This is a genomic window from Citrobacter sp. Igbk 16, assembly GCF_028069755.1.
GTDB lineage: Bacteria > Pseudomonadota > Gammaproteobacteria > Enterobacterales > Enterobacteriaceae > Citrobacter.
In genome coordinates this window covers 85,861-106,680 of record NZ_JANEWJ010000012.1, presented here as the reverse complement: position 1 = coordinate 106,680, position 20,820 = coordinate 85,861, and the positions used below count along the sequence as shown (strand labels likewise).

Below are 20,820 nucleotides of genomic sequence, written 5' to 3'. Positions count from 1 at the left end.
CAATCTGGTGCAAAAATGTAACGCACTATGCACCGTTATAGTGCGTTTTTTCTTTTTCTATCCTCGCCGTACCCCGTGCGGCTGAATCATCCCGCGTTTTTCATTCCTGGCACACCCCTTGCAATGTTCAGTATGTGTATCTGCAGCCACTACTGAATTCTGACTGGAGGGGATCTATGAAGCTGGTTACCGTGGTAATCAAACCGTTCAAACTGGAAGACGTCCGTGAAGCATTGTCGTCTATTGGTATTCAGGGGCTGACCGTCACCGAAGTGAAGGGGTTTGGCCGACAAAAAGGTCATGCTGAGTTGTACCGGGGAGCGGAATACAGCGTCAACTTCTTACCCAAAGTGAAGATTGATGTGGCAATTGCTGATGACCAACTGGATGGCGTAATTGATGTCATCAGTAAGGCCGCCTACACCGGAAAAATTGGCGACGGCAAAATTTTCGTCGCCGAGCTACAACGCGTGATTCGTATTCGTACCGGCGAAGCCGACGAAGCCGCACTGTAACGTCTGGCACACAGTGATAGGAAACCAAAAGATGAAGATAGCAACGATGAAAACGGGTATTGCATCACTGGCGCTGCTGCCGGGACTGGCGATGGCGGCACCGGCGGTCGCGGATAAAGCCGATAACGCTTTTATGATGATTTGCACTGCGCTGGTGCTGTTTATGACTATTCCTGGCATTGCGTTGTTCTACGGCGGTTTAATTCGCGGTAAGAACGTGCTGTCAATGCTGACCCAGGTTACGGTGACATTCGCTCTGGTCTGTATTTTGTGGGTCGTTTATGGCTACTCGCTGACGTTCGGCGAAGGAAATAATTTTTTTGGTAACTTCAACTGGGTCATGCTGAAGAATATTGCACTGACGGCGGTGACGGGGAGTATCTATCAGTATATTCACGTTGCTTTTCAGGGGTCTTTCGCCTGTATCACTGTTGGGCTTATCGTCGGTGCGTTGGCGGAGCGCATACGGTTCTCTGCGGTGCTGATTTTTGTGGTGGTGTGGCTGACGTTGTCCTACATCCCTATTGCACACATGGTCTGGGGCGGTGGTTTGCTGGCTACTCACGGTGCGCTGGATTTTGCAGGCGGCACGGTCGTGCATATCAACGCCGCGATTGCCGGTCTGGTTGGGGCTTATCTGATTGGTAAACGGGTCGGTTTTGGTAAAGAAGCGTTTAAGCCACATAACCTGCCAATGGTTTTTACCGGCACGGCTATTCTCTATATCGGCTGGTTTGGCTTTAATGCGGGCTCCGCGGGTATGGCGAATGAAATTGCCGCGCTGGCCTTCGTGAATACCGTTGTTGCAACCGCGGCCGCTATTCTCGGCTGGATCTTCGGTGAATGGGCGCTGCGCGGCAAACCATCATTGCTGGGAGCCTGTTCTGGTGCCATTGCGGGTCTGGTTGGTGTGACGCCTGCCTGTGGTTATATCGGTGTTGGTGGTGCGTTGATCATCGGCGTGGTTGCCGGTTTGGCGGGGCTGTGGGGAGTGACGATGCTGAAGCGCTTTCTGCGCGTTGATGACCCGTGTGATGTCTTCGGTGTTCACGGTGTCTGTGGGATTGTCGGATGTATCCTGACTGGCGTATTCGCCGCCAGCTCTTTAGGGGGGGTAGGATTTGCCGAAGGCGTTACCATGGGGCATCAGCTTCTTGTGCAGTTGGAAAGTGTGGCGATCACCATTGTCTGGTCCGGTGTCGTGGCATTTATCGGCTATAAATTGGCGGACATGACGGTAGGTCTGCGCGTACCTGAAGAGCAGGAGCGCGAAGGGTTGGATGTGAACAGCCACGGCGAAAACGCCTACAACGCCTGATGTTTCAATTTCTCGGATAGTGCTAAACGCTTTTCCGGCCTACAACAATTTACCCTGTAGGCCGGAAAAGAAATCAATTACGATTACGCATTACCCCTTCCTGCACGGTAGAGGCGACCAGCACGCCGTCCTGCGTATAAAACTCCCCGCGTACAAACCCCCGGGCACCGGAGGCCGATGTACTTTCTACGTTGTACAACAACCACTCATTGATATTAAAAGGACGATGGAACCACATAGAATGGTCGATCGTAGCGATCTGAATCCCTTTTTCCAGAAAACCAATGCCATACGGCTGTAAAGCAACAGGCAGGAAGTTCAGATCAGAGGCGTAACCGAGCAGATACTGATGTACACGAAGATCGTCCTGCAGCGTGCCGTTAGCGCGTATCCACACCTGGCGAGTCGGATTGGCAACATGACCTTTTAACGGATTATGAAATTCCACCGGACGGACTTCCAGCGGGCGGTCGTTGATAAATTTTTCTTTCAACAGCGGTGGCAGCAGGTGAGCTACTGAACGGGCGATCTCAGTTTCTGATTTAAGCTCTTCAGGACCAGGCGCATCCGGCATCTCTTTTTGATGCTCAAATCCGTCTTCTGGTGCCTGGAAAGAGGCGGTCATATAAAAAATGGGTTTCCCATTCTGGATCGCGGCAACGCGGCGGGCACTGAAGCTGTTACCATCGCGCAGTACCTCGACATCATAGATGATGGGCTTTTGGCTGTCGCCCGGCCGTAAAAAGTAGCTGTGGAAGGAATGCACCAGACGTTCTTCCGGCACGGTCTCTTTCGCGGCGTACAACGCCTGACCGACAACCTGTCCACCAAAAACCTGACGTAACCCTAAGTCTTCACTTTGGCCCCGAAAGAGTCCTTCTTCAATTTTTTCCAGATTTAACAATGTCAGCAAATTTTTCAGTGCCAGACTCATACGTGCTCTCCAGGTAATAGCGATCTCGCAGCGAGGTAGGCAGAGTATAACGCAATTTTGAAAGTGGTCCGATGGGTGCAATTGTCTGAATTACAGGCCTATTACAAGCAGAAATTGCTAATTTGTGCCACACTTAGTCATGTTATGTTTTTGTTAACCACTCTTCTGGCGAGGAAAGTTCTCGCTGGTGCATAGATGAGAAGGAGAATTTAATGAAACTCGTGCACATGGTAAGTGGTTTAGCGGTTGCGGTCGCTCTGGCGGCCTGTGCTGGTAAAAGTGCAGATATTCAAACACCTGCGCCAAGTCCTAATACGTCAATTGCTGACACACAGTCAAAAATTCAACAGCCGAATGTGTCTGGTACGGTATGGATCCGCCAGAAAGTTGCTTTACCGCCGGATGCCGTGCTGACCGTTACACTGTCAGATGCATCGCTTGCCGATGCACCGTCAAAAGTGCTGTCGCAAAAAGTTGTGCGTACCGAGGGCAAACAAGCACCATTCAGCTTCGTGCTCCCGTTTAATCCGGCAGATATTCAGCCAAACGCGCGTATTCTGCTGAGTGCGGCGATTACGGTGAATGATAAGCTGGTCTTTATTACTGATACCGTCCAGACGGTGATTAATCAGGGGGGGACTAAAGCCGACCTGACCCTGGTCCCGGTCCAGCAGACGGCCGTTCCTGTACAGGCGAGCGGTGGTGCCGCGACAACGGTACCGTCAACATCACCCACGCAGGTGAATCCGTCTTCCGCAGTTCCTGCTCCGACACAGTACTAAGGGCATACTAACCCTCTCCGTCCGGAGGGGGTTAGTACACCCAGCGATAGCGCTGTAAATCGATTTGTCCACTCCCTGAAACCACAATACCTTCCGCCAGCAATGCCTGGCGTTGTCGTTGCAGGTCAGGACCTGTCAGTGAAATCATTCCGTGACGATTCACCACTCGATACCAGGGCAGGGTGCTACCTTCAGGCAGTCGCTTGAGTACACCGCCCACCTGACGCGCAGCGCGCGGTGAGCCAGCAAGCCTGGCGACATCGCCATAGGTGGTGACGAATCCTTCGGGGATTGAGGCAACGATTTGCCAGACGCGTTGAGGGAAAGAGTCTTGTATATCCATCGTTTATTCCTGCGCTAATCCTCCAGCATAATCCCGAATGACGAGGTAGTGAAGCTTCATTGCACAAGAAAACAGCATCCGATGCGGGATGGGTTGCAATTACAGGGTGCAGCAGTGATAATGCGCCTGCGCGTTGGTTAACAACGCTCTCAATGGGGGCTCTGTTGGTTCTCCCGCAACGCTACTCTGTTCACCAGGTCAGGTCCGGAAGGAAGCAGCCAGGGCAGATGACGTGTGTGCCGGGATGTAGCTGGCAGGGCCCCCACCCAATTCTGCCGTCCGGCAATCTCAATTCTTCTCATCTTCTTTTCTTTGTCATCGTATTGTCATTTTATTGTCATCAAATGCTGTCAATGTGTTTCGGGGATGTTATTTGATGCTTTTGCCGTCGCCATCGCGCAGAGATATGACTCTTGCGCCCGGTGGACTTTGGCTGACCACAAGGACTTTTTACGATGTCGACCGCAGTATTGAATGTCAAAATTGATGAGGCGCTAAAAGAAAAGCTGCGTCATTACGCTGAAGTGAATAATGAGAACCTAAGTATCTCGACGGAAAAATTGCTGCTTATCGCGTTTTCCGCCATTGAAGAGGCGGGAGTCTCCGCTGACGATATTGATAGCCAGCATACGGAAGAATCCGTGGTTGAAGCACTGACTCCTAAAGAAATCAAAGCGCTGCGTAGATTACTGAAGAAGAAAAAATGAAACAACAACCGCTCTCAACCGCCTGTAATTATGGCGAAGCCTGTGAATTGCTTCGTTCCGGTTATGTGAAACATGTTCGTCTGAGCTGGAATGTCGGTAGCGATGAATTTTTCCGTATTGCTTCTGACTGGTGCGATGCCGGGGCGAAAATTAAGAAAGACGGGGAGAATTTTGTGATTTCCCTGAAAGGTTTTCCGGTTCCCCGCCAACTGTAGTTATTGAGGGTTTAAGTTAGCGCATGACGAGCTTTGTGGCTCGTCGCTCATATTATTTTGCGCATTTTCCCGTGACTTGCCTGTAAACGCAGGTTGTCCCAAATGGGTTGCAATGTCCGGAAGGCCGAGCGCATTGTGTCATCGGGCAGTGCGAAGGGCATGCGTAAGAAGCGATCGAATGCGCCATCCAGGCCGAAGCGCGTCCCGGTACCCAACTGAATACCTGCACTTTCAGCGCGCGCGGCAAACAACGTCGCCAGCGTATCGGGTAATTCAACCCAGAAAGAGAGTCCCCCCTGCGGTTGAGTAAACTGCCACTCCGGGAAATGTGTCTTCATCAGGTCATGGCACCGATCGCGCCGGGTGGTGAGCAATTGCCGTCTGTCTGGAAGAAAATCGGTCGCATTGTCCAGCAACCAGCCCGTGGCAAGCTGTTCAAGTACTGGTGATCCTAAATCAAATGTGTCGCGAGTCTGTACCAGCGCGGCAATGGTACGCGATGAGGCCCGAATCCATCCCAGACGCAGACCTCCCCAAAAACTTTTCCCCGCAGACCCCAGCATGATGATGGGCGCGTCATCATGGAATGCCGCCAGCGGTGGTGGTGGCGGGGCGTCATACCACAGATTGACCATGGTTTCGTCCACCACCAGTGTCGTGCGGGTTCTGGCGGAGATATCGGCGATAGCCTGGCGTGTCGCCGCATCCATACAACGTCCGGTAGGGTTGTGAAAATCAGGCATCAGGTAGGCCATTCTTGGCGCGGTTTGCGCGATAGTGGCAACAAGGCCCGATGTATCCCAACCGTGTTCGGGCAGTGACACGCCCACGGGGCGGCAGGACGCACCTTGAATGGCCGCAATGGCGAGCGGATAGGTAGGATGATCGACCAACACACGATCGCCGGGCCCCGTGAGCAAACGCAGGATCAGCGCCAGACCGCTGACTGCGCCATTCACCACCATTATTTCATCCGGCTGTGTGGGTAATCCGCGTTCGTAATAATGCCGGGCAATAGATTCGCGCAGCGTTGGCAACCCCTGGGGTAAATACCCTGAACTTAGCAAATGCTGTGGCATCGCCAGCAGGGCTTGCTGGTACGCCTGATAAATTTCTGGCCCGGCGCTAAGCGCCGCTGTGGACAAATCCAGCGCGGTGCTGGTGCCGGTTCGCGTCGGAACATGGCGGATATGTTCCGGCAGGATCACGCGTGAACCACTTCCATGACGGCTTTCCAGATACCCTTCTTCCCGCAGTTGCGCCATTGCGCTGGCAATCGTCGTGCGACTGACTTCAAGCACGGCGGCCAGTTCGCGTTCGCCGGGTAAGCGCGTATCCAGTGCCAGTCGGCCATCCAGGATCAGCAGGCGCAGTGCCTCTGCCAACTGTCGCCAGATAGGTGTACGTGAGGGGGTCTCCTGCCAGTGCCCGAGCAGGCGCTGCAGGGACTGGCTTCCATAACGGCGAGATGACATAGCAGTCCACTTTCTGAAAACTGGACATTAATCATAGTGCCAATTGCGGTGAAGATGAAAGCTATCTGAGAGGTGAGGAGAAAATTATGCTGCGTCGTTTACTTCAGCTGTATATCGGACTAGCGCTGTACGGCGTTTCGACGGCGATGTTTGTACGTGCAGATTTAGGGGCTGACCCGTGGAACGTATTTCATCTGGGCGTGGCAAATCTATTATCGATGAATATCGGCCTGGTGATCATCGCCGTGGGGGTACTGGTCCTGCTGGCATGGATACCACTGCGCCAGCGCCCCGGATTTGGCACTCTCAGCAATGTCATTATGATTGGTTTGGCTGCAGATGCCGCGCTGGCGGTGATCCCGGGATTTGAATCGCTACTGACGCGCAGTGGACTTCTGGTGGCGGCGGTTATCTTGAATGCGCTAGCGACCAGTCTGTACATCGGTGCCGGTTTTGGGGCGGGCCCACGTGACGGCTTGATGACCGGCATTCATGCGCGTACTGGTTGGTCTGTACGGACTATCCGGACCGCAATTGAGGTGTCGGTTTTGCTCAGTGGTTGGCTTCTTGGCGGAACCGTGGGTGTTGGAACGGTGCTGTATGCGTTAGCTATTGGACCGTTAATTCAGATTTGCCTGCCGTGGTTTCGCCATCAGCCGCAGTCACGTATTCGTGTTCGGAATGAGCCTACGGCGTAATCGCCTGCTGACGACTAAACTTAACCTCGACTGACGCGGCCGGAATCGGCTTGCCGCGCAGTACACTTCGGAGGTTTATCTGATGAAGTATGTTGATGGTTTTGTTGTTGCCGTTCCTGCCGAAAACAAGGAGGCATATATCGCGATGGCAGCAAAGGCTGCGCCGCTTTTCAAGGAGTTCGGTGCACTGCGCGTTGTGGAGTGTTGGGCTGATGATGTTCCCGACGGTAAGTTGACCGATTTTCGTATGGCGGTAAAAGCGCAGGATCATGAAGAAGTGGTATTCAGCTGGATTGAATACCCTTCCAAAGAAGTCCGCGATGCGGCGAATCAGAAGATGATGTCCGATCCCCGTATGAAGGAGTTTGGTGAGTCTATGCCATTTGATGGCAAGCGAATGATCTACGGTGGATTCTCGCCCATTATGGAAGAGTGACGTGACTGGCTGTGCGGCGTGCCGCCAGCCATCTCAATACACGCCAGTGCCCTGTTAGAGTCGTTTTTCCGCCCACAGAATAAATTCCGCCTTTGGCAGTGCTTTGCTGTACAGCCAGCCCTGACCATACTGTACGCCATGTTGACGGAGCCAGCTTTCCTGGTTCTCGGTCTCGATGCCTTCCGCCACCATTTCCAGCTTCAGCGTTTTGGCTATCTCGATAATATGTGGCGTGACGTTATTGTATTCCAGCGCGTCAACAAACGATTTGTCTATCTTCAGGATGTCTACATCCAGATCCTGCAAATAACTCAGGCTGGAGTAGCCTGTACCAAAATCATCAATATAAATAGAGTGGCCTGCCTGACGGTATTTGGCGATAAACGGTGCACTGTTTTTCGGGTCGGCAAATTCACGCTCAGTCAGTTCCAGGGCAATTTGTGCGGGTTGTAGTTGCCAGTGGTTCACCATGCGGCTTAGCAGTGCCGGAAGTGTTTCGGACTTTAAATCGGCTGACTCAAGGTTGAGTGATATATGCTGTTGAGGATGTTGATGCAGCCATTTACCTAGATCTTCGAAGACGTTTTCAATAATCAAACGTGTGAGTGGTTCTGTCAGGCCGGTCTCTTCGGCCAGGGGGATAAAAATATCGGGTGAGAGATAGCTACCGTCAGCTTGTCGCCAACGAGCCAGTGCTTCTGCACCCACGACCTTTCCCGTTTTGAGCGAAATAATGGGCTGGTAATGGACTTTGATATCCCGGTTCTGAATGGCGTCTTGCAATTGGTGATGGGGGGACTGCAAGCGGCGCAAAATACGCAGAATAAAGAGGGCGGTGAGCAGGCCAATAATGAGCCCTGCCGGGAGCCAGATAAGCGCCTGTCGGTGCCAGGATTTTTGCAAAGGTAATGTCGATGCCCAGCTTACGATCGTGATACCCAGTTCGGGGAAAGGGCGAGAATTATAAATACTGCCATCTTTTTGAAAATGGTTGATAGAACTGTCTTTTTGCAGATGATGCAACACATCTAAAGGGAGATCGGCACTACTGGCCACCACGACATTGCTCACTGTACCCACAATGGCGACTTCGATAGGCCATGAACCAAATGGGATAACATCAATGAACGATCCCGGATCAATCATCACTACATAATGTTCGCTGCCGAGCGCTGCCATAAAGCGCTTTATCCCGAGGTCATTTTGCGAAGTTAACCAGGCACGATAGCCATCAAGCGTAATTTTCATTGGTGGCGGAAACGCAGCAGCCAGGCTCCTTTTCTCAAGGGAGGAACATTGTGGAACATTGTCTTTGAGGTACATCACTTCCTGAATATAACGGTAGCTGTAGGACAACCGGCGCATTTCCAGCAAATGTTCCTCTGAGCAGGGCACACCCTGGAAGGCTTCTATTTTTCGTAGCGCTTTTTTGGCCTGCTCGCCAACGCGTTCCGTACGCAAAGCGACCCGAGTAGAGAATGAATCAAGTTCATCTATAAATTTCGTTTCGACCTGGCGATGTGCCAGCCACAGGCTTAAACACACCGGTACGAGGATGGACAGAACCAGTATTCCCGTCACCAGGCCAATCAGATGTCGTGTTGTCACAGTGATATCCTTATTAACACAGCGTAGAGAAAGTATATCCGAAAGCTAAAAAAGCAATTCGATTGGCATCATATATTTAGGGGCACTTATCACTCCGATAAATTACCCATAGCATAAATCAGGTTGAGATCTGTACGGGAGTGGTGTATTTTGTTGGTTATGTTATAACGTAACAAATTGAGGTTGCCATGAAACCGGATATCCACCCTTTTTATCGCCCTGTGGTGTTTCACGATACCAGTGCCAATGAATACTTTAAGGTCGGTTCGACTATCAAAACCGAACGAGAGATTGAGTTCGAGGGCCAAATGTACCCGTACGTAACGCTTGATATCTCGTCTAAGTCACACCCGTACTACACCGGTAAACAAAAAACCTTCGATAACGAAGGTAGCGCGGCTCGTTTCCAGAAACGTTTCGGCCACTTCATTGGCACTAAGCGAGGTTAAGATGCAGGTACTCAATTCACTTCGCAGCGCCAAACAACGGCACCCTGACTGCCAGATAGTCAAACGCAAAGGGCGTTTGTATGTCATCTGCAAAACGAATCCGCGGTTTAAAGCGGTACAGGGCCGTAAAAAAAGACGTTAGTCACTTTGCCAGCATTGCAGGGACTGAAGTGCGTACCCCTCGGGGGACGCACTTTTTTTGTTTGTGACAGGGCGTGATTACTGACTGGTCTGCGCGCGGGTTAATGTGAAGACATCATAAAATGACAGTTCACCTTTCCGCGTTATCATTTTTTGCAATTGGGCCTTATGCTCACTGTCGACTTGGGGAGAGTGCAGGATAGTGTCGATGAGTGAGGGCGGCACAAAGCGCGTGTTATACCATTCACCGTTATAGCAGACTCTGAAATCCAGTACGTCAATATCTTCAAAGCGGTAACGCGGCGCAACGTCAAAAAAGAAAAAGGCGTTGAGTAAGACGAACAGTACAACCAACAGCCATACCGAATCGACCAGCGTTTCTGATTGCAGCATTACCGCCAGCGTGGCAAAAAACGCAACATACATGCCGATAAATAGCCCTGGATGTTTACGAATAAAGCTGATGCTAAAGCGCGGTTTGTTGTCGCGCTTTTCGCGAATATTTAAGTCGTCGATGGTTTCGGTAAGCAGGCGTTGTATTTCTGTCATCTCTTGCCTTCGTGAAGTCTGCAATAGTCAGGAGGGATCAGCCTATTTTAAAAGGGGATACCCTCTGAGAAAAGTAACAGATTAACCACAATTTAGCATAACAGTTACATATCAGATCACAGTGTTTTGATGATCCGTGCCGGATTGCCCCCGACGACGGTGTTTGCCGGAACGCTTTTAGTCACCACTGCACCTGACGCCACAACCACGTTGTCGCCCAGAGTTACGCCCGGATTTATCACTGCGCGCCCCCCGATCCAGACATTATTCCCGATGGTTACAGGTTTCCCTAGTTCAACTCCGCTGTTGCGTTCGTTAGCGTCCAATGGATGGGTTGCCGTATAGATATGGACTCCCGGTGCCAGCATACAGTTATCACCGATGTGGATTGGGCAGACATCAAGCATGACGCAGTCGAAGTTGGCGTAAAACGCTTTGCCGAGATAAATGTTATACCCGTAGTCACAACGAAAAGAGGGCTCAATGTAAGCGTCTTCGCTTTGACCCAATAGATCGCGCAAGATAGCCTGACGTTCACTCTGCGCATCGGGTGCGGTGGCATTGTATCGGTGGATGAGTTGGCGTGCACGGAGACGATCGTTGCGCAACGTTTCATCTGCCGGGCGATACAATTCGCCGGCGATCATCTTTTGCTTATCTTCACTCATTACGAACTTTCCTGTTTGCTGATAGGCCGTCACAGTACAGTAAAACGCAATGCAGGGAAGGGGAACGTTCCCGTTTTCCCACCGTGATCGCAATCACGTGATTTGAATTAAATAATGGTTGCTGGTACGGGAAATGGTCAGTCAGACAAACAAATGTTTCGCGATACCTGACTTAACCTCATGAGCAATTAACGAATAAATTTCCAAACAGATGTTGGGATCTTGTCGTAGAGCTTATTCATTGTCAATTCAGCAAGACGATGATCGGCGGCTGAGTAAAATACAGCCAGTTCATTGTCAGACAATTCATATTTATTTTTCTCAATAACACGTTCAAGCGTGTCAATTGTTTGACAGCGTCGTAGGCGCATCAAATAATCTGTTTTAGTTAATGGTTTATCGGACATAACTCTTACCTATGATTGTAATAATTTTTAACAAGACAAACTGACAGGATTAGCCCTGGTGGCATTGACAAAACAGCGAAATAGTCGATTACCTGACTTCCGCCATTTCTGCAGATCCTGCGTATTAATACCATAACTGCTGAACAACATAAAAGTGTCATCCAGGTATTCATCAATCTGCGCGATCAGCTTATTGTCCTCATTGTACTTAATTTTATAATTAAGTGCGAAGGTTGCAATATGCTCTATCAGTTCATTGAGCTGCAAGCTGGTTGCAGAGGTAGGGTCATTTACCCAACCATGGTTGCTTTGTTCAAGGTTTGCAAGACAGTCATGATACAGAGTTTCGCAGAGAAATTTAAGCTGCGCGATATCATGTCTTTTCGGTGAGTATTCATCCATAACGCATCCCCTTCTTAGTGGTTTAGACTAACCGAACACCTTTCGGGATGGATACAACAAACGACCTGGAACTTGCCCGCGACTCCTGATGATTTAACTATAATCTACTCTAAAAAAGATTTCATCGTCATATCACGAAAAATTACAATTATGTAAAATTATGATGCAGTCCCATTTTTACATTTTAACAGATACATGCCGGTATTCGAAATGGAACAACTTCTTTATTCTCGGCCAATCATCAAGTTATCTTGTTTAGGTTTAGCAACGAAAGGCGACAACCGACTCCGTGAACGAAAACTAGGAATAGTCTTAATATTTATTTAAGTAAATAAGGGTTCGTGACGTTTTTTAAGAATAGCCTTTAAGCTCACAAGGATTATATCGCTTATTTAAACAAGAGAAAATAAACGAAATCGCAATAAGCGCTTTTTATGATTTTTTTCCAGAAAAAAGGCCGCTTGCGCGGCCTTATCTTTAGGAATGTATCAATGATGCTCAACTGAGTGGCTATGTTCAACATCTTCGTTCTTGCGGCTAAAGCGGCGGCGGACCACCACAAAGAACACCGGAACAAAGAAGATAGCCAATACGGTTGCAGTGACCATCCCACCCATTACGCCAGTACCGACGGCGTTCTGCGCGCCACTACCTGCACCGGAGCTGATAACCAACGGCATTACGCCGAGGATAAAGGCTAACGATGTCATCAGAATCGGACGTAAACGCATGCGAACCGCGTCCAGTGTCGCCTCTACCAGACCTTTACCTTCTTTATCCATCAAGTCTTTGGCGAATTCGACGATCAATATCGCGTTCTTCGCCGACAACCCAATGGTTGTGAGCAGGCCCACCTGGAAGTAAACGTCGTTGGTCAAACCACGGAACGTTGCCGCCAGCAGCGCACCGATAACCCCCAGCGGAACGACCAGCATAACGGAGAATGGAATTGACCAGCTCTCGTACAATGCTGCCAGACACAGGAAGACGACGATCAGTGAAATCGCATACAGGGCAGGTGCCTGGTTACCAGACAGTCGTTCCTGGTAGGACATGCCTGTCCAGTCATAGCCGATACCGGATGGCAGTTTGCTGGCCAGTTGTTCCATCATTGCCATCGCTTCACCGGTACTTTTACCCGGTGCGGCCTGGCCTAAGATTTCCATGGACGGCAGACCGTTATAGCGTTCCAGACGCGGTGAACCATATTCCCAACGCGAGGAAGAGAACGCAGAGAACGGCACCATTTGTCCATCGCTACCACGGACATACCAGTTTCCAATATCTTCCGGCAACATACGGTATTTGGCTTCAGACATGACGTAAACTTTCTTCACACGACCACGGTCGATGAAGTCGTTCACGTAGCTTCCGCCCCATGCAGCGCCCAGCGTTGTATTAATGTCACTAATGGAAACACCCAGAGCCTGCGCTTTTTCCTGATCGATATCGATCTTGAATTGCGGAGTATCTTCCAGACCGTTAGGACGTACGCCCACTAACAGATCAGGATGTTTCGCGACTTCACCAAACAACTGGTTACGCGCCTGAGTCAATTTTTCATGGCCCAGACCGGCCTGGTCAATCAACTGGAAGTCGAAACCCGTCGCGGTGCCCAGTTCTACGATTGCTGGCAGGTTAAAGGCGAATACCATGGCGTCTTTAATCTGCGAGAACGCCCCCATCGCACGCTGAGTAATCGCTTCTACCTTGTTCTCTTCACCTGGACGTTCACTCCAGTCTTTCAGAGAGACGAATGCGATACCGGTGTTCTGACCACGACCAGCAAAGCCGAAGCCGTTAACCGCAAACACCGATTCAACGTTCGCTTTTTCTTTGGTCAGGTAGTAATCCGTCACTTCGTCCAGCACTTTCTGGGTACGCTCTTGCGTTGCACCTGCTGGCAGCTGAGCCATGGTCAGGAATACACCCTGGTCTTCATCTGGCAGGAAGGAGCTTGGCAAGCGAACAAACAGATAGGCCATGCCGACGACGATGATCAGATACAGCGCCAGGTAACGACCGGTGCTGCGCAGAATACCGCCTACGCTATCGGTGTAGTGGTGCGTGCTCTTATCGAACATGCGGTTGAACCAACCGAAGAAGCCCGTTTTACCTTCACCGTGATCGCCTTTAGCAATCGGTTTAAGCATTGTTGCACACAGGGCAGGGGTCAGAATCAACGCCACCAGTACAGACAACGCCATTGCGGAAACAATGGTGATGGAGAACTGACGGTAAATCGCACCGGTAGACCCCCCGAAGAAGGCCATTGGGATAAATACCGCTGACAATACCATCGCGATACCCACCAATGCGCCCTGAATCTGGCCCATTGATTTACGCGTTGCTTCTTTCGGTGGTAGCCCTTCTTCAGCCATGACACGTTCAACGTTCTCGACCACCACGATGGCGTCATCCACCAACAGGCCGATGGCGAGCACCATCCCGAACATCGTTAGCGTGTTTATCGAGAAGCCGAAAATCGCCAGCACAGCAAAAGTACCCAACAACACGACCGGGACGGCGATGGTCGGAATCAGCGTCGCGCGGAAGTTCTGCAGGAACAGATACATAACCAGGAACACGAGGATGATTGCTTCCGCCAGCGTCTTCACGACTTCGTGAATAGAGATTTTCACGAACGGTGTTGTGTCATACGGATAAACAATTTTCAGGCCTGATGGGAAGAACGGTTCCATCTTCACCAGTTCAGCGCGGATAGCCGCTGCGGTATCCAGGGCGTTCGCACCGGTAGCCAGTTTGATACCCAGACCAGACGCAGGCTTGCCGTTGAACTTCGCAATGATGTCGTAGTTTTCACCACCCAGCTCAATCTTCGCTACATCGCGCAGACGAACCTGGGAGCCATCCTGGTTCACTTTCAGCAGAATTTTGCCGAATTCGTCGGTGGAGGTCAGACGCGTCTGAGCAATGATAGAGGCGTTCAGTTGCTGGCCTTTCACGGGTGGCGTACCACCAAGCTGACCGGCTGCAACCTGGGCGTTCTGCGCTTTAATCGCGGAAATTACATCAACCGGCGTAAGCTGGTATTTGTTCAGTTCGGTTGGGTCCATCCAGATACGCATCGCGTACTGTGAACCGAATAGCTGCACGTCACCGACGCCTGAAGTACGGCTGATGGTGTCTTTCATGTTAGCGGCGACGTAATCCGAGATATCTTCCTGCGTCATTGTGCCATCGGTGTTGATAACACCAACAACCATCAGGAAGCTACTGGATGATTTCTCAACGCTAACCCCTTGCTGCTGTACTTCCTGAGGCAGTAACGGCATGGCCAGCTGCAGTTTGTTCTGCACCTGTACCTGCGCGATATCCGCATCAGTACCGGACTGGAAGGTTAAGGTGATCTGCACGGTACCCGTGGAGTCACTGTTTGAGGACATGTACATCAGGTTATCGATACCGTTCATATTCTGTTCGATAACCTGCGTAACAGTATCCTGTACTGTTTTGGCATCAGCGCCAGGGTAGGTCGCGGAGATCGTCACTGCCGGAGGTGCAATAGTAGGATATTGCGCTACCGGCAATTTGAGGATCGCGAGCCCCCCTGCCAACATGATGATAATGGCGATCACCCACGCAAATATGGGGCGATCGATAAAGAAATTAGGCATGTCTTAACGGCTCCTGTTTAAGTTAAGACTTGGACTGTTCAGGCTGGCTACCGCTTGCGGCTGGCTGGTTATTATCCGCGGTGACTTCCTGCGCTTTTACCTGAGCGCCAGGACGAACTTTCTGCAGCCCACTTACAATCACACGGTCGCCCGGCTTAAGTCCTTCAGTGACTAACCATTTGTCGCCAATTGCTTGTGCTGCCACAATTTGACGCGTTTCAACTTTGTCATCAGCACCGATAACCAATGCACTGGCATCACCACGCGGTGTGCGAGTAACGCCTTGCTGTGGAACCAGTAACGCCGTTGGGTTTGTCCCTTCTTCCAGACGCGCACGGACGAACATACCCGGCAGTAAGGTGTGATCCGGGTTCGGGAAGATTGCGCGTAACGTAATTGATCCAGTGGTTTGATCAACCGTCACATCCGAAAACTCCAGCGTACCGGACTGCGGGAATTTAATACCGTCGCTGGTGACCAGTTCAACTTTCGCTTTACCGTTCTCTTGCTTCAGCGTGCCATTGGCCAGCTCTTGTTTCAGGCGCAGGAAATCGTTACTTGACTGCGTCACATCGACATAGATGGGATCCAGCTGCTGAACGGTCGCCAGTGCGGTCGCCTGACCGTTTTGCACCAGCGCGCCTTCAGTAACGGATGACTTACCAATGCGGCCGCTGATTGGCGACGTGACTTTGGTATAGGCCAGATTGATACGTGCGGTTTCTACCGCGGCTTTCGCAGCGACAACAGCAGCGTTCGCCTGTTGTGCATCTGCCTGCGCGCTATCGTAGTCCTGTTGACTGATGTACTTCGTACCCAACAGTTTCTGATAACGTTTAACCGTCAGCTGAGCGATATTTGCCGCTGCTTGTGCTTTGGCCAGATCGCCTTTCGCACTTTCGTACGCGGCCTGGTAAGTAGCAGGATCAATCTGATAGAGAGACACACCCGCTTCAATGTCGCCGCCTTCGGTAAAGTTACGCTTCAGGATAATACCGCTGACCTGAGGGCGAACTTCCGCAATGCGAAAAGCACTGGTGCGACCTGGGAGTTCAGTTGTGATCTGTAGAGGTTCAGTTTTGAGCGTCACAACTCCAACTTCTGGCATCTGCTGGCCCCCTTGTTGGGCCTGTTTGTCGTCACATCCTGTTAGCGCTAAGCTGCCTGAGAGCATCAGAACGACTGCCAGAGGCGTTAACCCTCTGTTTTTGTTCATATGTAAACCTCGAGTGTCCGATTTCAAATTGATCAATGGCTTAAAGCCCATAAACCCATTGCTGCGTTTATATTATCGTCGTGCTATGGTACATACATTCACAAATGTATGTAAATCTAACGCCTGTAAATTCACTGACATATGGCACGAAAAACCAAACAACAAGCACAGGAAACACGGCAGCACATTCTGGATGTTGCTCTGCGTTTGTTTTCGCAGCAAGGGGTATCATCCACCTCGCTTGCGGAGATCGCAAAAGCCGCTGGTGTAACTCGCGGTGCTATCTATTGGCATTTCAAAAACAAGTCGGATTTATTCAGTGAAATCTGGGAGCTAGCAAAACCTAACATTGATGAGTTAGAAACTGAGTATCAGGCAAAATTCCCCGACGATCCACTATCAGTATTAAGAGAAATATTAGTTTACGTTCTTGAAGCGACCGTGACTGAAGAACGCCGACGTTTATTGATGGAGATTATATTCCACAAATGCGAATTTGTCGGGGAAATAGCAACAGTTCAACTGGTTCAACGCAGCCTGTGTCTTGAAAACTACGACCGGATCGAACAAACGCTGCGACACTGTATGGCTGCAAACATGTTGCCGGAGAATCTGAATACGCGCCGTGTGGCAGTACTACTGCGTAGTTATATCTCCGGGATCATTGAGAACTGGTTATTCGCGCCCGAATCGTTTGATTTGCGAAAAGAGGCGCGCGACTACGTTGCAGTGCTACTGGAGATGTGTCTGCTTTGTCCGACACTGCGTGTGAAGGTCGCAGAGACGAGCTAACGGTCAGGCCCAATACCAGGAATTCTCCTGGAGGGTTTCCCTCCTGCTATTCTGTCCGCCACAGCCGTGATATTCTTGCCGCTTGACTATTTTCGGTCACTTTCCCGGTTCAGAAACGTTCATTCTCATGACTATGTTGCAGCTCTATAAACGTTCACAGCATCTTATTGCTATAAGCATTCTTTTCTTCATTCTATTGCTGTCCAGCCAGTCATCAGCATTTGCGCGAGCGCAACAGAATGGTGAACTGCCGACAAAAGTGGATATTCAGAGCCAGTTGGATGCGCTGAATAAACAAAAAGATCTTTCCGCGCAGGACAAACTGGTTCAGCAGGATCTTATCGATACTATCGCCACGCTGGATAAAATAGATCGCGTAAAAGATGAGACCGTACAGCTTCGTCAGAAAGTGGCTCAGGCGCCGGAGAAAATGCGCCAGGCAACGGATGCGTTGAATTCACTCAGCGATGTCGATAATGACGATGAAACGCGGAAAACGCTAAGTACGCTCTCTCTGCGCCAGCTTGAATCTCGTGTCGCCCAGGTGCTGGACGATCTGCAAAGCGCGCAAAACGACCTTGCAGCATACAACAGTCAGTTGGTTTCGCTGCAAACGCAGCCAGAGCGTGTGCAAAATGCGATGTACACCGCATCACAGCAAATGCAGCAAATCCGCAATCGCCTGGATGGGACTAATGTGGGTGAGGCGGCATTACGCCCCAGCCAACAGGTGTTGCTGCAGGCGCAGCAAGCGTTGCTGAGCGCGCAGATCGATCAACAGCGTAAGAGTCTGGAAGGCAACACGGTTTTGCAGGATACCTTGCAGAAACAACGTGATTATGTAACGGCGAATACGAATCGTCTCGAACATCAGCTTCAGTTGCTGCAAGAAGCGGTGAACAGCAAACGTCTGACGCTAACCGAAAAGACGGCGCAGGAAGCGGTAACACCAGACGAAGCGGCGCGTATCCAGACCAACCCGCTAGTTAAACAAGAACTTGATATTAACCATCAGCTCAGTCAGCGTCTGATATCTGCCACCGAAAACGGCAACACGCTGATGCAGCAAAATATTAAAGTCAAAAACTGGCTTGATCGTGCGCTGCAATCTGAGCGCAATATTAAAGAACAAATCGCCGTGCTGAAAGGCAGCCTGCTGTTGTCACGCATTCTGTACCAGCAACAGCAAACGCTGCCGTCGGCAGATGAACTTGCCGACATGACCAACCGTATTGCCGACTTACGTCTGGAACAATTCGAGGTCAACCAGCAGCGTGATGCGCTATTCCAGAATGATGCGTTTGTCGCCAGGCTAGAAGAAGGGCACAGCAATGAAGTGAATGGCGAAGTCCATGATGCCCTGCTGCAGGTTGTGGATATGCGTCGTGAACTGTTGGACCAGCTGAATAAGCAGTTGGGTAACCAATTGATGATGGCCATTAACCTGCAAATTAATCAACAGCAGTTAATGAGCGTATCGAAAAACCTGAAAGGGATCCTCACGCAGCAAATCTTCTGGGTAAACAGTAACCGCCCGATGGACTGGGACTGGATCAAGGCGTTCCCACAAACGCTTAAAGACCAGTTTAAGTCGATGAAAATTACCGTGAACTGGGAAAAAGCCTGGCCGGCGGTATTCATTGCGTTCCTGGCCGGTCTGCCGTTGCTGCTTATTGCCGGACTCATCCGCTGGCGTCTGAAATGGCTGAAAGAGTATCAGGCAAAACTCGCCGCGGCGGTGGGGAACTTGCGTAATGACAGCCAGCTCAATACGCCAAAAGCGATACTGATTGATTTGATCAGAGCCTTACCCGCATGTCTGATTATTCTCGCTGTAGGCTTGATTCTGCTGACGATGCAATTAAACGTCAGCGATCTGCTGTGGGCATTCAGTAAGAAGATGACCGTTTTCTGGCTGGTGTTCGGTCTGTGCTGGAAGGTACTGGAAAAAGATGGCGTGGCGATACGTCATTTTGGCATGCCAGCGAAACAGACCAGCCACTGGCGTCGCCAGATTGTGCGTATTAGCCTTGCGCTGTTGCCGCTTAACTTCTGGTCGGTTATTGCTGAACTGTCGCCGCTGAATCTGATGGATGATGTGTTAGGGCAAGTCGTTATTTTCCTTAACCTGCTGCTGATCGCCTTCCTGGTGTGGCCAATGTGCCGTGAAAGCTGGCGTGACAAAGAGTCGCACGGTCTGCGTCTGGTCACTATCACCGTACTGTCTATTATCCCGATTGCATTAATGGTGCTGACGGCGACCGGTTATTTCTACACCACGCTGCGCCTGGCCGGTCGTTGGATTGAAACGGTTTATCTGGTTATTGTCTGGAACCTGCTATACCAGACGGTGCTGCGTGGGTTGAGCGTGGCGGCACGCCGCATCGCCTGGCGTCGCGCGTTAGCGCGTCGCCAGAATCTGGTGAAAGAAGGGGCCGAAGGCGCAGAGCCGCAGGAAGAACCGACCATAGCGCTGGAACAGGTAAACCAGCAAACGCTGCGTATTACGATGCTGTTGATGGTGGCTCTGTTTGGTGTTCTGTTCTGGGCAATTTGGTCCGATCTGATCACTGTGTTTAGTTATCTCGACAGCATTACGCTTTGGCATTACAACGGTACTGAAGCGGGAGCTGCAGTGGTGAAAGATGTCACCATGGGCAGTTTGTTGTTTGCCATTATTGCCTCGATGGTGGCGTGGGCACTGATCCGCAACTTACCGGGTCTGCTCGAAGTGCTGGTGCTGTCGCGACTCAAAATGCGCCAGGGCGCATCGTATGCCATCACCACGATCCTCAATTACGCGATTATCGCTATCGGCGCAATGACCGTCTTCGGATCGCTCGGCGTATCGTGGGACAAACTCCAGTGGCTGGCAGCGGCCTTGTCGGTTGGTCTGGGTTTTGGCTTACAGGAAATCTTCGGTAACTTCGTCTCGGGCCTGATTATTCTGTTTGAACGTCCGGTACGTATTGGCGATACGGTTACCATTGGTACGTTCTCCGGTACGGTCAGCAAGATCCGTATTCGTGCAACAACGATTACCGACTTCGATCGCAAAGAGGTCATTATCCCGAATAAGGCGTTTGTGACGGAACGTCTGATCAACTGGTCACTGTCTGATACCACCACACGTTTGGTTATTCGTATTGGTGTGGCTTATGGTTCAGATCTGGATAAAGTGAAGAAAGTGCTGCTACAGGCGGCAACAGAACATCCGAAAGTGATGCACGATCCGGAGCCGGCAGTGTTCTTTACTGCTTTCGGTGCCAGCACGCTGGATCATGAACTGCGTTTATACGTTCGCGAACTGCGGGATCGCAGCCACACGGTCGATGAACTGAACCGCGCGGTTGATCGTTTATGTCGTGAAAACAATATTGATATCGCCTTTAACCAACTCGAAGTGCACCTGCATAATGCCAAAGGTGACACAGTGACAGAGGTTAAGCGTGACATCATCAAAGGCGACGATCCGACGCCTTCTGTAGGTTAAGTTGCAATCAGGGCGGCAAATAGCCGCCCTGATT

Annotated in this window: 21 protein-coding genes and 1 other RNA gene; 12 read left to right on the top strand and 10 right to left on the bottom strand. The window is 50.8% G+C overall.

Translation table 11 applies throughout. The features are described 5' to 3' along the window. The first annotated feature begins 176 nt into the window (after positions 1-176). Both glnK and amtB read left to right on the top strand, forming a co-directional pair. Positions 177-515 carry a P-II family nitrogen regulator gene (gene glnK, locus NNO03_RS10510; RefSeq protein WP_003021657.1) on the top strand — a complete coding sequence of 113 codons (339 nt, stop codon included), beginning with the start codon at positions 177-179 and terminating at the stop codon, positions 513-515. A gap of 31 nt (positions 516-546) precedes the next feature. Next, a complete protein-coding gene (gene amtB / locus NNO03_RS10505) occupies positions 547-1,833 on the top strand; it encodes an ammonium transporter AmtB (RefSeq protein WP_271441609.1) in 1,287 nt (428 codons plus the stop codon). Between the two features lie 73 nt (positions 1,834-1,906). Here the strand turns inward: amtB and tesB are convergent, their stop codons facing one another. Then, positions 1,907-2,767, bottom strand: a complete 861-nt coding sequence (gene tesB, locus NNO03_RS10500) for an acyl-CoA thioesterase II (protein ID WP_271441608.1) — start codon at positions 2,765-2,767, stop codon at positions 1,907-1,909. 212 nt (positions 2,768-2,979) lie between these two features. Between tesB and NNO03_RS10495 the strand changes: the two genes are divergently transcribed. Then, positions 2,980-3,549, top strand: a complete 570-nt coding sequence (locus NNO03_RS10495; protein WP_137384617.1) for a YbaY family lipoprotein — start codon at positions 2,980-2,982, stop codon at positions 3,547-3,549. Positions 3,550-3,580: 31 nt separating this feature from the next. Here the strand turns inward: NNO03_RS10495 and NNO03_RS10490 are convergent, their stop codons facing one another. Beyond that, complete coding sequence (locus tag NNO03_RS10490; protein WP_137384616.1) at positions 3,581-3,892, bottom strand: MGMT family protein; 312 nt, start codon at positions 3,890-3,892, stop codon at positions 3,581-3,583. Positions 3,893-4,054: 162 nt separating this feature from the next. On the opposite strand from NNO03_RS10490, the gene ffs reads away from it, so the two are divergent. From ffs to NNO03_RS10475, 3 genes are all read left to right on the top strand, one after another. After that, positions 4,055-4,151: signal recognition particle sRNA small type (gene ffs / locus NNO03_RS10485), an RNA gene on the top strand. 196 nt (positions 4,152-4,347) lie between these two features. Then, entirely contained in the window at positions 4,348-4,599 is a 252-nt protein-coding gene (locus NNO03_RS10480; protein ID WP_048212417.1) for a hypothetical protein, read from the top strand. Next, positions 4,596-4,814 (top strand): hypothetical protein, encoded by a 219-nt coding sequence (locus NNO03_RS10475; RefSeq protein ID WP_271441606.1) that lies wholly within the window; start codon positions 4,596-4,598, stop codon positions 4,812-4,814. The genes NNO03_RS10480 and NNO03_RS10475 overlap by 4 nt, the downstream gene beginning before the upstream one ends. 47 nt (positions 4,815-4,861) lie before the next feature. Here NNO03_RS10475 and NNO03_RS10470 read toward each other — a convergent pair whose 3' ends face one another. After that, entirely contained in the window at positions 4,862-6,289 is a 1,428-nt protein-coding gene (locus tag NNO03_RS10470) for a PLP-dependent aminotransferase family protein (RefSeq protein WP_271449477.1), read from the bottom strand. Positions 6,290-6,375: 86 nt separating this feature from the next. On the opposite strand from NNO03_RS10470, the gene NNO03_RS10465 reads away from it, so the two are divergent. Further along, the gene (locus NNO03_RS10465) at positions 6,376-6,987 is read left to right on the top strand and encodes a YitT family protein (RefSeq protein ID WP_271449476.1); all 612 of its coding nucleotides are present in this window, start codon (positions 6,376-6,378) and stop codon (positions 6,985-6,987) included. Positions 6,988-7,069: 82 nt separating this feature from the next. Further along, positions 7,070-7,423 (top strand): DUF1428 domain-containing protein, encoded by a 354-nt coding sequence (locus NNO03_RS10460; protein WP_061067436.1) that lies wholly within the window; start codon positions 7,070-7,072, stop codon positions 7,421-7,423. Between the two features lie 54 nt (positions 7,424-7,477). Here NNO03_RS10460 and NNO03_RS10455 read toward each other — a convergent pair whose 3' ends face one another. Continuing rightward, entirely contained in the window at positions 7,478-9,031 is a 1,554-nt protein-coding gene (locus NNO03_RS10455; RefSeq protein ID WP_271449475.1) for an EAL domain-containing protein, read from the bottom strand. A gap of 188 nt (positions 9,032-9,219) precedes the next feature. Between NNO03_RS10455 and NNO03_RS10450 the strand changes: the two genes are divergently transcribed. Together NNO03_RS10450 and ykgO are read left to right on the top strand one after the other, a co-directional pair. Further along, positions 9,220-9,480 (top strand): type B 50S ribosomal protein L31, encoded by a 261-nt coding sequence (locus tag NNO03_RS10450; RefSeq protein ID WP_005125189.1) that lies wholly within the window; start codon positions 9,220-9,222, stop codon positions 9,478-9,480. Between the two features lies 1 nt (position 9,481). Continuing rightward, complete coding sequence (gene ykgO, locus NNO03_RS10445; protein WP_005125190.1) at positions 9,482-9,622, top strand: type B 50S ribosomal protein L36; 141 nt, start codon at positions 9,482-9,484, stop codon at positions 9,620-9,622. Between the two features lie 77 nt (positions 9,623-9,699). On the opposite strand, the gene NNO03_RS10440 is transcribed toward ykgO, so the two are convergent. From NNO03_RS10440 to acrA, 6 genes are all read right to left on the bottom strand, one after another. Next, a complete protein-coding gene (locus tag NNO03_RS10440) occupies positions 9,700-10,170 on the bottom strand; it encodes a YlaC family protein (RefSeq protein ID WP_271441602.1) in 471 nt (156 codons plus the stop codon). A gap of 116 nt (positions 10,171-10,286) precedes the next feature. Continuing rightward, positions 10,287-10,838: a maltose O-acetyltransferase gene (maa, locus tag NNO03_RS10435; protein ID WP_271441601.1), complete on the bottom strand. Its 552-nt coding sequence runs from the start codon at positions 10,836-10,838 to the stop codon at positions 10,287-10,289. 188 nt (positions 10,839-11,026) lie between these two features. Continuing rightward, entirely contained in the window at positions 11,027-11,245 is a 219-nt protein-coding gene (locus NNO03_RS10430) for an HHA domain-containing protein (protein ID WP_002892050.1), read from the bottom strand. 27 nt (positions 11,246-11,272) lie between these two features. Then, positions 11,273-11,647: an Hha toxicity modulator TomB gene (tomB, locus tag NNO03_RS10425; RefSeq protein ID WP_003021733.1), complete on the bottom strand. Its 375-nt coding sequence runs from the start codon at positions 11,645-11,647 to the stop codon at positions 11,273-11,275. 488 nt (positions 11,648-12,135) lie between these two features. Further along, positions 12,136-15,285, bottom strand: coding sequence for an efflux RND transporter permease AcrB (gene acrB / locus NNO03_RS10420; protein ID WP_137384610.1), 3,150 nt, complete (start codon positions 15,283-15,285; stop codon positions 12,136-12,138). Positions 15,286-15,307: 22 nt separating this feature from the next. Further along, entirely contained in the window at positions 15,308-16,501 is a 1,194-nt protein-coding gene (gene acrA / locus NNO03_RS10415; RefSeq protein WP_048212410.1) for a multidrug efflux RND transporter periplasmic adaptor subunit AcrA, read from the bottom strand. 141 nt (positions 16,502-16,642) lie between these two features. On the opposite strand from acrA, the gene acrR reads away from it, so the two are divergent. Together acrR and mscK are read left to right on the top strand one after the other, a co-directional pair. Next, a complete protein-coding gene (gene acrR / locus NNO03_RS10410; protein ID WP_271441600.1) occupies positions 16,643-17,293 on the top strand; it encodes a multidrug efflux transporter transcriptional repressor AcrR in 651 nt (216 codons plus the stop codon). A gap of 127 nt (positions 17,294-17,420) precedes the next feature. Beyond that, on the top strand, positions 17,421-20,786 hold the full coding sequence (gene mscK / locus NNO03_RS10405) for a mechanosensitive channel MscK (protein WP_271449474.1): 3,366 nt from the start codon (positions 17,421-17,423) through the stop codon (positions 20,784-20,786). The last annotated feature ends 34 nt before the right edge of the window (positions 20,787-20,820 follow it).

Excerpts from the sequence above, each read along its gene's own strand:
- NNO03_RS10460 (WP_061067436.1), top strand. The coding sequence starts at position 7,070 with ATGAAGTATGTTGATGGTTTTGTTGTTGCCGTTCCTGCCGAAAACAAG.
- acrA (WP_048212410.1), bottom strand. The coding sequence starts at position 16,501 with ATGAACAAAAACAGAGGGTTAACGCCTCTGGCAGTCGTTCTGATGCTC.
- NNO03_RS10490 (WP_137384616.1), bottom strand. The coding sequence starts at position 3,892 with ATGGATATACAAGACTCTTTCCCTCAACGCGTCTGGCAAATCGTTGCC.
- tesB (WP_271441608.1), bottom strand. The coding sequence starts at position 2,767 with ATGAGTCTGGCACTGAAAAATTTGCTGACATTGTTAAATCTGGAAAAA.
- tomB (WP_003021733.1), bottom strand. The coding sequence starts at position 11,647 with ATGGATGAATACTCACCGAAAAGACATGATATCGCGCAGCTTAAATTT.
- maa (WP_271441601.1), bottom strand. The coding sequence starts at position 10,838 with ATGAGTGAAGATAAGCAAAAGATGATCGCCGGCGAATTGTATCGCCCG.
- NNO03_RS10450 (WP_005125189.1), top strand. The coding sequence starts at position 9,220 with ATGAAACCGGATATCCACCCTTTTTATCGCCCTGTGGTGTTTCACGAT.
- NNO03_RS10480 (WP_048212417.1), top strand. The coding sequence starts at position 4,348 with ATGTCGACCGCAGTATTGAATGTCAAAATTGATGAGGCGCTAAAAGAA.
- NNO03_RS10440 (WP_271441602.1), bottom strand. The coding sequence starts at position 10,170 with ATGACAGAAATACAACGCCTGCTTACCGAAACCATCGACGACTTAAAT.
- amtB (WP_271441609.1), top strand. The coding sequence starts at position 547 with ATGAAGATAGCAACGATGAAAACGGGTATTGCATCACTGGCGCTGCTG.
- NNO03_RS10470 (WP_271449477.1), bottom strand. The coding sequence starts at position 6,289 with ATGTCATCTCGCCGTTATGGAAGCCAGTCCCTGCAGCGCCTGCTCGGG.
- NNO03_RS10465 (WP_271449476.1), top strand. The coding sequence starts at position 6,376 with ATGCTGCGTCGTTTACTTCAGCTGTATATCGGACTAGCGCTGTACGGC.
- NNO03_RS10475 (WP_271441606.1), top strand. The coding sequence starts at position 4,596 with ATGAAACAACAACCGCTCTCAACCGCCTGTAATTATGGCGAAGCCTGT.
- mscK (WP_271449474.1), top strand. The coding sequence starts at position 17,421 with ATGACTATGTTGCAGCTCTATAAACGTTCACAGCATCTTATTGCTATA.
- ykgO (WP_005125190.1), top strand. The coding sequence starts at position 9,482 with ATGCAGGTACTCAATTCACTTCGCAGCGCCAAACAACGGCACCCTGAC.
- acrR (WP_271441600.1), top strand. The coding sequence starts at position 16,643 with ATGGCACGAAAAACCAAACAACAAGCACAGGAAACACGGCAGCACATT.
- NNO03_RS10430 (WP_002892050.1), bottom strand. The coding sequence starts at position 11,245 with ATGTCCGATAAACCATTAACTAAAACAGATTATTTGATGCGCCTACGA.
- acrB (WP_137384610.1), bottom strand. The coding sequence starts at position 15,285 with ATGCCTAATTTCTTTATCGATCGCCCCATATTTGCGTGGGTGATCGCC.
- NNO03_RS10495 (WP_137384617.1), top strand. The coding sequence starts at position 2,980 with ATGAAACTCGTGCACATGGTAAGTGGTTTAGCGGTTGCGGTCGCTCTG.
- glnK (WP_003021657.1), top strand. The coding sequence starts at position 177 with ATGAAGCTGGTTACCGTGGTAATCAAACCGTTCAAACTGGAAGACGTC.